Origin of the sequence: Rhodopirellula maiorica SM1, assembly GCF_000346295.1 — a bacterium.
GTDB lineage: Bacteria > Planctomycetota > Planctomycetia > Pirellulales > Pirellulaceae > Novipirellula > Novipirellula maiorica.
Window position 1 is genome coordinate 1 of sequence record NZ_ANOG01001086.1, and the last position, 7,751, is coordinate 7,751.

Consider the following 7,751-nt stretch of genomic DNA (forward strand, 5'->3'; position numbering starts at 1 on the left):
CAGCGACGAACGCTGCATTCGCTTGGGGCTGAGGGAAGCAGCGGGGCCGGCTGAAGTGACAATCGATTGGCCGAGCGGCCGACAGTCTATATTTCAGCTCAATCGCCATGGCGAATGGTTGTTGGTGGAAGGCGAGACGCCATTTGCGCTTGGCAAATGAGATGCTTGCGGTTGCCCGCTGCAGCTCAATTCCTATTTCTTCATTTCGCTTGGCATGGTTGCATTGAGCATCTCTTGCTCTTCCGCTTGGATCCGTTCGTATTCTTCGAGAGTCATCTCGCCTGAATCCGTGGCCAAACCACCGGTGGATTGATCGCAGCCTGTGGCAGCCACGAGCGAAAGTGACAGAGGGAAGCACAGCAAAAACACGCGGAGAAATTGGGTTTGCATGATTCAAGGCGGGGTTAGCGGGAGGGCGATCGCGACAGCGATGTGTCGCAGGGAAAACTCGACATCGACGTGATTCGGTCCCCGAAAGTTCGTGCATCAGATCGGCGAGAGTCTATAGATGATACTCGCAGGTGATGGTTTGTAAATCGAGTTTTTGTGGAAAAGTAGTGGATTCCTGCAGTAAAACATGTCATAGTGGGTGCCCTCCCACCCTTCCCGCTTTTTCGCGGGCATTCTTTACCTCCCCAGGATTCACCATGAAACATCGTTCTTCATCTCGGACAACGTCAGCTTTTACACTTGTTGAGTTGCTAGTGGTCATTGCGATAATCGGAGTTCTAGTCGGTCTGCTGCTGCCCGCAGTGCAAGCAGCACGCGAGGCCGCGCGACGCATGAGTTGCAGTAACAACTTCAAGCAGCTTGGGCTGGCAATGCATAACTACCACTCCGCCTACCAGCAGTTGCCTCGGCACGGTACCGGAACCAAAGTTGCCCTCCCAACCGCGAACGATTGGTGGAGCAGCTACAACAATGAAAATAGTTGGCAACTCAGTGCGCTCGTGGGTGTTACCCCGTTCATGGAACAGCAAGCGCTGTGGGAACAAATCTCGAATCCGCTTGTCGGACGAACTGATGAGCAGGCGATTGCTCCTGGAGGCATTGCAACCAGTCCTTGGCCTGCGATGGGACCGGGGCCAAACAAGGGGCAGTATATTCCTTGGGTGACACAGATTCCGTCGCTGCGTTGTCCCAGTGATCCCGGTGTCGGGCTTCCTTCGTTGGGACGCACCAACTATGCCATGTGCATGGGAGATTCGATTGCGAACCAACGCGAGGGCCTGTTGACGCGTATCGGCACCAAGCCCAACGGCAAACCATATAGTAGCGGCTACGCGCAAGGGCAAAGAGCCGGTCAGCGAGGCGTATTTGCGACACATCAATCAACCGCGTTTCGTGACATTCTCGATGGAACCGCAAACACGATTATGATGGGCGAAATCGCCACCGATCTGGGAGATATGGACAAACGCACCATGCCTGCACAGCAGGGGAGTACGTCTTGGACCACCTCGCTGCGTGATAACCCGACATGGTGCGAGTCGGTGCAAAATTATGTCGATCCAGAACGTCCTCAGTTCTGGCTTGCGGGAACACCGACGGCGGGCACCACTAATGGCCGTGGATACCGATGGGCGGATTACCATCCGCACCAAACGATGTTCTACACGATTTTGCCTCCCAACCGCGAAACATGTGGGCCGCATAACGGCGGTAACTATTTCATGGGAGGACTCTCGAGTCGACACCAGGGCGGGGCTCACGTCCTGATGGCTGACGGTGCTGTGAAATTCATCACCGACTCGATTGAAGCGGGGAACTCAACCGCCGGAATGGTTTACAACGGCGGATCGGGAACTCAAGCTCCTGGAAGCAAGAGTCCTTACGGTCTATGGGGATCCTTAGGGACCCGAGCGGCCAAAGAAGTGATCGATGGCGAATTTTAAAATCGCCCGTCGAGGAACCTAATCGAGGCCACGCAAACGAAGTTTGTGTGGCCTTTTTTTGTTGCCGAGATTTCATGGTTGGTACGGTTTAACATCCAAGGCAACACCAACTTCGCTACTGTCTTGAAATGACAAGCATGATGTTTAGGCCGGTTGAACGCCTGGTGAGCAGGGGATTTCAGATGGAAGGCGTTCTTGGCGACTTGGTTGTGTTTTCTACACGCTTCCTTTTTTGAGGCGATACAATGGGGACGCAGAAATAGTAGTGCGATTCCCGAATTCCGCAGGTCATTATGAGTGCCGAAGTCATCACGGTTGTCTGTCAATGCGGGCATCGTTTCCGCGTCAAATCGGCTGCGATTGGACGCCAAGTGAAATGCCCTAAATGCAAAACGGCCTGCGATGTGGTGGCACCGCCAACGCCGGTCGCACCGAAAACCGAATCTGCCGTTCGCGATCCCGCGGGAATTCCCGTGGTCAAAGGGGACAAACAATTGCCACCACGTTGGCAGGGCGACGTTCCTGATTTCAGTGGTTTGGCCTCGAAAAAAACAGCACCGCCGTCAAGTCCAACCGGCACCGTGCCAAACATTGTCGTGTCCGAGGATCAGCCGGCAGCCAGTTCGCCCGCGGATCTCGAAACAGCCAAGGCGGCGGAGGAGTCAACAGGGACGGGCCAGTCAACAGGGACGGGCCAGTCAACGGGGACGGGCCAGTCAAAAGAGGCGGGCGGGACAAGTGATGTGCCCGATTTTTCTACCGAAGAATTGTCTGTTGAACCTGAGCCAGAAGCTGCTGCGGCCGTGACTCCGCCGGTGAACCCGTACACCGCAGCCCAACCGATGGCCAGCAGCGAGACGTCGCTATCGAGTTTGCCTCAGGAACGGAAGTATCCGATGCTAGAGCTGATCCGAAAATTGTATTTTGTGTTGGCTTGGCTTATTCTCGGACTCGCGATCCTTTACACGCTGGTGGTTCCGCTGATCGGGATGACGCAGGAAGGGATGATGGGTTTATTGACCGGACTTCTGACCGCAGTCCCCATCTTGATTGCCTCGGCGGTCTGGTCGGCAACCTTGTTGGCGGCCGCAGAAGTGATCAAGTTATTTTTGGATATTCAATCCAATACCTTGGCCACCGCCAATGCGGTCCAGTCACGTTAGCCGAGCCGGGCGATGCCAACTCAGGGGGGCTATCGTCGGATGTTGTTGCCGCATCTTCGGCGATTGCGTTAAATCGATTCCGTCAGATCGATTGCGCGGTTTCCGCCTTGAGTTGCCCCACGCGTTGACACCATTTTTGCGCTAATTGATCGAGGTGATCGATCTGTTGTTGAGTGATCTGGTCGGGGGAATCTGCCTTTTTTTCGACCTCGGCGGCCGCGTTGATGTCGTCATCGCTGGCGACGTAGCGAAAACAGGACTTCAGGGTGTGGGCAGCGGTTCGCAGCGTTCGCGAATCGCCTGAGCCAGCAGCCTTGCGGATTCGCTCGATCAGCATCGGGACTTCTTCGAGAAACGCATCGCTGATCGCAATCAACGTTTCTTTGTGATCGCCGGCATGTCCGCTCAATTGAGCCCGCCAATCGTGTGACGGTGATTGTGATTCGTCCATACTTGGGAATCTCCGCGAGAGTGAATTTGATATTCGCTTGTTGTGAGGGAGCGACGGTAATGACGCCGCGTGGCAACGCTTGCCAATGTCCATCTTACCATTGATGGCACCATTTTACCGTGGCCGCTGGGCAACTCGTCTGACGCCATGGTGAGAGAGAGGGGGAAGAAAAGACGCTCGATGCGGGCTCAAATCGGGGGGTGGTTGGCTGCATATTCGTCACGACCGATTTGTTTGTCAGTTTTATCCAATCGTTAGGGTTTCGGTGATCGGACTTTTTTGACTCGGTCGAATCGTATCGTACTTTCAAAGTGTAAAGAGTGAGCGAGTCAAAGTTGATTCGCTGCCAGGATGAAGGTTTGCATGTGTGTGCACGCCGTCAGATCTGGTCGGCCTTGCTCCGTGACAAAGGCAAACCGTTCGAGAGGACGGGGCGCAAAACCACGGGTCCGTGAGTGGTACGGTGGATCGATTTCCGATCCAAAGTATTGCTTCAGGATTGCCAGGTTGCCACGGAAAATCGATTGTTCGAGAGCTTGTCTCTTGGCACTCGGTGCACCAAGGCACGTCAGACGAAAGTCGGAGACGAGGCTGCCCTTACGTTGAACGCATTCACGTCGAATACGTTCGTATTTAAGCATCGTCGTGAGTCATCTGTTAACGATGATTCACATCTCACTCGCGAGGAGAGAGACATGAAGAATTTCGCTACCAGCATCGTAAACTTCCTGAAAGAAGAAGACGGACCAACTGCGGTTGAGTACGCCGTTATGTTGGCTTTGATCATCGTCGTTTGTTTGGTTTCGGTCGGTTCGATCGGAACCGCTGCGAACACCAAGTTCGACGCCGTTGGCAAGGCCATCTCCGGTGGCGGTGGATCCTAGTCGATCGCCGAATTCGTTCGGCTAAATCATATTCGTCGCATCGTCCGGCACAGATCGCATGTTTGCGGTCTGTGCTGGCTGCGTCGATTTTTGCTTGTTGAAACTCAGCGAGTTACGAAACGCTGTCGTAACCATTTCAAAGGGCCACGTCTCCTAAAGTCTACGCCCAAATCCAATTTTTTCGTTCGCTACCCCGACCGATTCGGGAGGCTTGATTTACCGATGAACTACCCACTGATTCCCGCTGATGCGGCTGCGTATGCCTGGCAGCTTTCTTGTTGTCTAGTCACGCTTCTGTTCGCGATGTTTAGTTGGTTGATTGGCCCTCGCTAACGAAACAACTGCTTTGCAATCGAATGATAGGGCGAGGCCGAATCGAGCTGCTTACCCTACGTTCCCACGCGGCCGAAAAAAGCTTACTCACAATACACTTTACGGGGATAGACTCATGGATACTTTGTTTCACTCAGTCGTTGACCACTGGATCGTCTGGTTTGTCACGATCGTGCTCGTCGTTGCTGCGGTTATCGACGGCGCCATTTTGAAGGTGCCCAACTGGTTGACCTTTCCGTTTATCATCAGCGGCTGGGCCTACTGGACCATCTCTGCCGGTTTCGCGGGATTGGGCTACAGCTTGCTAGGAACCTTCGTTGGGATGATGTTGCTACTCGTGCTCCGCAATGTCGGCGGCATGGGAGCCGGAGACGTCAAACTGCTTGCTGGTGTTGGCGCGTGGCTCGGGACTGTAAACACACTGTGGGCGTTCGCCTACACCGCGATCGTCGGTGGAGTGATGGCGGCCTTCATGATCATGGCAAGTGGCAACTGGTTCAAACACTACGCGATGGCTCGTCAAATTCTCGAAGAATGGAAGACCGTTCGTAACCCTTCGAAACTTGCTGAGATCGCTCGCGAGCGAAAACCGACCATGAAATTGTTGCCCTACGGAATCCCGATGGCGATTGGTTCGATTGCCTACTTTGCGATCGCCGGTTTGTTGGTCTAAGAAATCAAATGCTAGCTAATAAGGAGGGAGCGCAGTTTGTGCTCCCTTCTTTTTTATGTTTGTCCCGTTTCTACCGCGGTATATCGTTCATTTGCGATTCGAAAAGAACTCACAAACAGGTTTGAGAAGCACGCCGAATGTCAGCGTAGGTAGTTTGCGTTGACTTTGCTGAATCTAGTGGTCGTAGCATCCCCCTGGTATCGGTTGCAGCGATCGCTCTTGCAAAACCGAAAACCCATGTGAGTCGGAACATACGGACTAAACCGGATTCGACCCTTGTAAAATGTTCTGCCAAACGACAGCTCCTATTCAGGCACGTCTGATTAGCCATGCGAAACAAATCACTCATTCTGCTTCTAGCTTGCGTTTGCGGGACCATTGCAGCGGTTGGCATTAGCCAATGGATGCAGGCTCGCGGCACGACTAGTGAAGCCGCACCGACCGTCGATATTTTCGTCGCCGCGAAAGCAATCGATATTGGCGAGCAAATCACGGGCGACAAAATTCGGCTCGAACCATGGCCGGCCGATCGAATCCCCGAAGGATCGGTGGGCGACCTTGGCATGCTGGATGGCAAGTTCGCCAAGCAAAAGTTTTACACTGGCGAACCGGTAATGCCGGTCAAGCTGATGGATACCAATACCGCGACCGCGCCAAAGGGATACAGCGTCGTGGCGATGCGGGCTGATGCCGAAAACAGCATCTCGAACCTGGTTCAGCCTGGCGACCGCGTCAACGTGATGGCGTTTTTCACCAAGAGTGAACTGATTCCCCGCACGATGACCAAGACGGTTTTGACCGGGGTTCGTGTGTTTGCGATTGATGGAAATACCGACCGTCTCGAAGGCGACGAGAAACCAACTTCGGCACGCACGATTCAATTGTCGATCCGCAGCGACGACGTCGATGCGTGGACATATGCGAACGAACTAGGCAAGATTCGTCTGAGTCTTGGCAACCCCGGCGACTATGAAGAGCCGACAAGCGAAGAGGGACCAAGCCCCGCCGCAAGCTCGTTCTTGAAATGGCTTGCTGACTACCAAACTGCACAGGACCGTCGCCGTGAAGAAATGAATCGGCCGGTGGCGACCCCCGTGGTGGCGCCCGCAACACCCGCTGCCACTGAAACCGCGGCGGAACCAAAGAAACGCAAAGAGGGATTCAAAATGCTCAAAATGGTCGAAGGCCGCATGATTGAGTACTGGATCGCTCCGAATGAAGTGCCCGTCGTGATGAGTGACACCGGTCCGACCGGTAGCAACGGACAAGAAGCGATCGAATCGGAAGCGGATTCGCAAGAAGACTCACCAATCGGCGACGCTCCGGCCGGACATCAACCCGGTGCCCCGGGCGACTACAGCCATCTCAACGGAGCCGACAGTCCGTTCTTTCAGCCCTCGGGTGAACGTGGCAATTCGGCTTCGGATTACTAGGACTATGATTGCGAGAACTCGTGGCATCGAGGGTGTCGATCCACCTGGAGTCAAACGAATTCTCGAGAAGCGTGTTTTTCAAAACTCTTTACCAGAGAACCTGTTACTTATTACTGCCTGAATTGATTGTCCAAAGCACAGATGCTTTTTGAAATCATAGTTGGCTTCGCCAATCACCAGGCCTTCGCAAGGATGCTTTCGCGATGGAAATGAACTGTTGGACAACCAAGTCCACCGCATCTCTGATGCTGATGATGGGTCTTGTGTTAACTAGCCCTTGGTCTGTTGCTAAAGCAGACGGACCGGTTCAGTTGACGTCGAACCAATCGATGGCGTCGCATAGTATTTCTCAAACGGTTGAACGTTTCGAGATGCTGGTCAAAAGCAGTCGCATTTTGACATTGGAAGATCGCATTCCTAAATTCCAAGTGCATAACGAGGAAGTGATTGGAGCGACTCCGGTTTCGCAAAATCAAATTCAGATCTTCGCGAAGGTTCCGGGAACGACTCAATTGAATCTCTGGGACACGAACGACAAACTCTATACGGTTGACGTGACGGTGCTTGCGGATGCTCGCGAGGTCGAAGGGATCCTCAGTTCCCAGTTGCCGTTTGCATCGCTCAAAGTCATGCCAATCAATGACAGTGCCATCATTTCGGGAACGGTTACCAGCGTCGATGACGTTGACCGTGCCGTCGCGATTGTCGAACAGTTCTATTCGACCGTCGTCAACAACATCAAGGTGGTGGGCGTGCAGCAAGTTCTGCTGCATACCAAGATCATGGAGATCTCACGTACCAAGTTTCGCGATTTGGGGATCGATTTAGCGATCCTTGATTCGGGCAACTTGTTCGTCAACGCTCCTGGTGGGTTGATCAACGCTTCGGCGAGCTCGCTTTCAAGCGGCGTGGTTCACGC

At 53.7% G+C, this 7,751-nt stretch carries 8 protein-coding genes and 1 riboswitch; of the genes, 6 read left to right on the top strand and 2 right to left on the bottom strand.

Going from position 1 to position 7,751, the window contains the following annotated elements; translation table 11 throughout:
* Window positions 1-192: 192 nt before the first annotated feature.
* The gene (locus tag RMSM_RS35205; protein ID WP_008709142.1) at window positions 193-390 is read right to left on the bottom strand and encodes a hypothetical protein; all 198 of its coding nucleotides are present in this window, start codon (window positions 388-390) and stop codon (window positions 193-195) included.
* 257 nt (window positions 391-647) lie between these two features.
* Between RMSM_RS35205 and RMSM_RS35210 the strand changes: the two genes are divergently transcribed.
* Complete coding sequence (locus RMSM_RS35210; protein WP_052031960.1) at window positions 648-1,895, top strand: DUF1559 domain-containing protein; 1,248 nt, start codon at window positions 648-650, stop codon at window positions 1,893-1,895.
* Between the two features lie 293 nt (window positions 1,896-2,188).
* The gene (locus tag RMSM_RS41650) at window positions 2,189-3,058 is read left to right on the top strand and encodes a zinc ribbon domain-containing protein (RefSeq protein WP_008709145.1); all 870 of its coding nucleotides are present in this window, start codon (window positions 2,189-2,191) and stop codon (window positions 3,056-3,058) included.
* A gap of 82 nt (window positions 3,059-3,140) precedes the next feature.
* Here the strand turns inward: RMSM_RS41650 and RMSM_RS35220 are convergent, their stop codons facing one another.
* A complete protein-coding gene (locus RMSM_RS35220; protein ID WP_008709146.1) occupies window positions 3,141-3,509 on the bottom strand; it encodes an Hpt domain-containing protein in 369 nt (122 codons plus the stop codon).
* A 400-nt stretch (window positions 3,510-3,909) separates the two neighbouring features.
* Window positions 3,910-4,024, top strand: a riboswitch (cyclic di-GMP riboswitch).
* Between the two features lie 180 nt (window positions 4,025-4,204).
* Between RMSM_RS35220 and RMSM_RS35230 the strand changes: the two genes are divergently transcribed.
* The 4 genes from RMSM_RS35230 to RMSM_RS35245 form a co-directional block, all read left to right on the top strand.
* Window positions 4,205-4,393 (top strand): Flp family type IVb pilin, encoded by a 189-nt coding sequence (locus RMSM_RS35230; protein ID WP_040771246.1) that lies wholly within the window; start codon window positions 4,205-4,207, stop codon window positions 4,391-4,393.
* Between the two features lie 448 nt (window positions 4,394-4,841).
* Window positions 4,842-5,399, top strand: coding sequence for an A24 family peptidase (locus tag RMSM_RS35235; RefSeq protein ID WP_008709153.1), 558 nt, complete (start codon window positions 4,842-4,844; stop codon window positions 5,397-5,399).
* Between the two features lie 329 nt (window positions 5,400-5,728).
* A complete protein-coding gene (cpaB, locus tag RMSM_RS35240) occupies window positions 5,729-6,832 on the top strand; it encodes a Flp pilus assembly protein CpaB (protein WP_008709154.1) in 1,104 nt (367 codons plus the stop codon).
* A 209-nt stretch (window positions 6,833-7,041) separates the two neighbouring features.
* The coding region (locus RMSM_RS35245; RefSeq protein ID WP_173405172.1) for a pilus assembly protein N-terminal domain-containing protein at window positions 7,042-7,751 on the top strand (710 nt) is incomplete at its 3' end.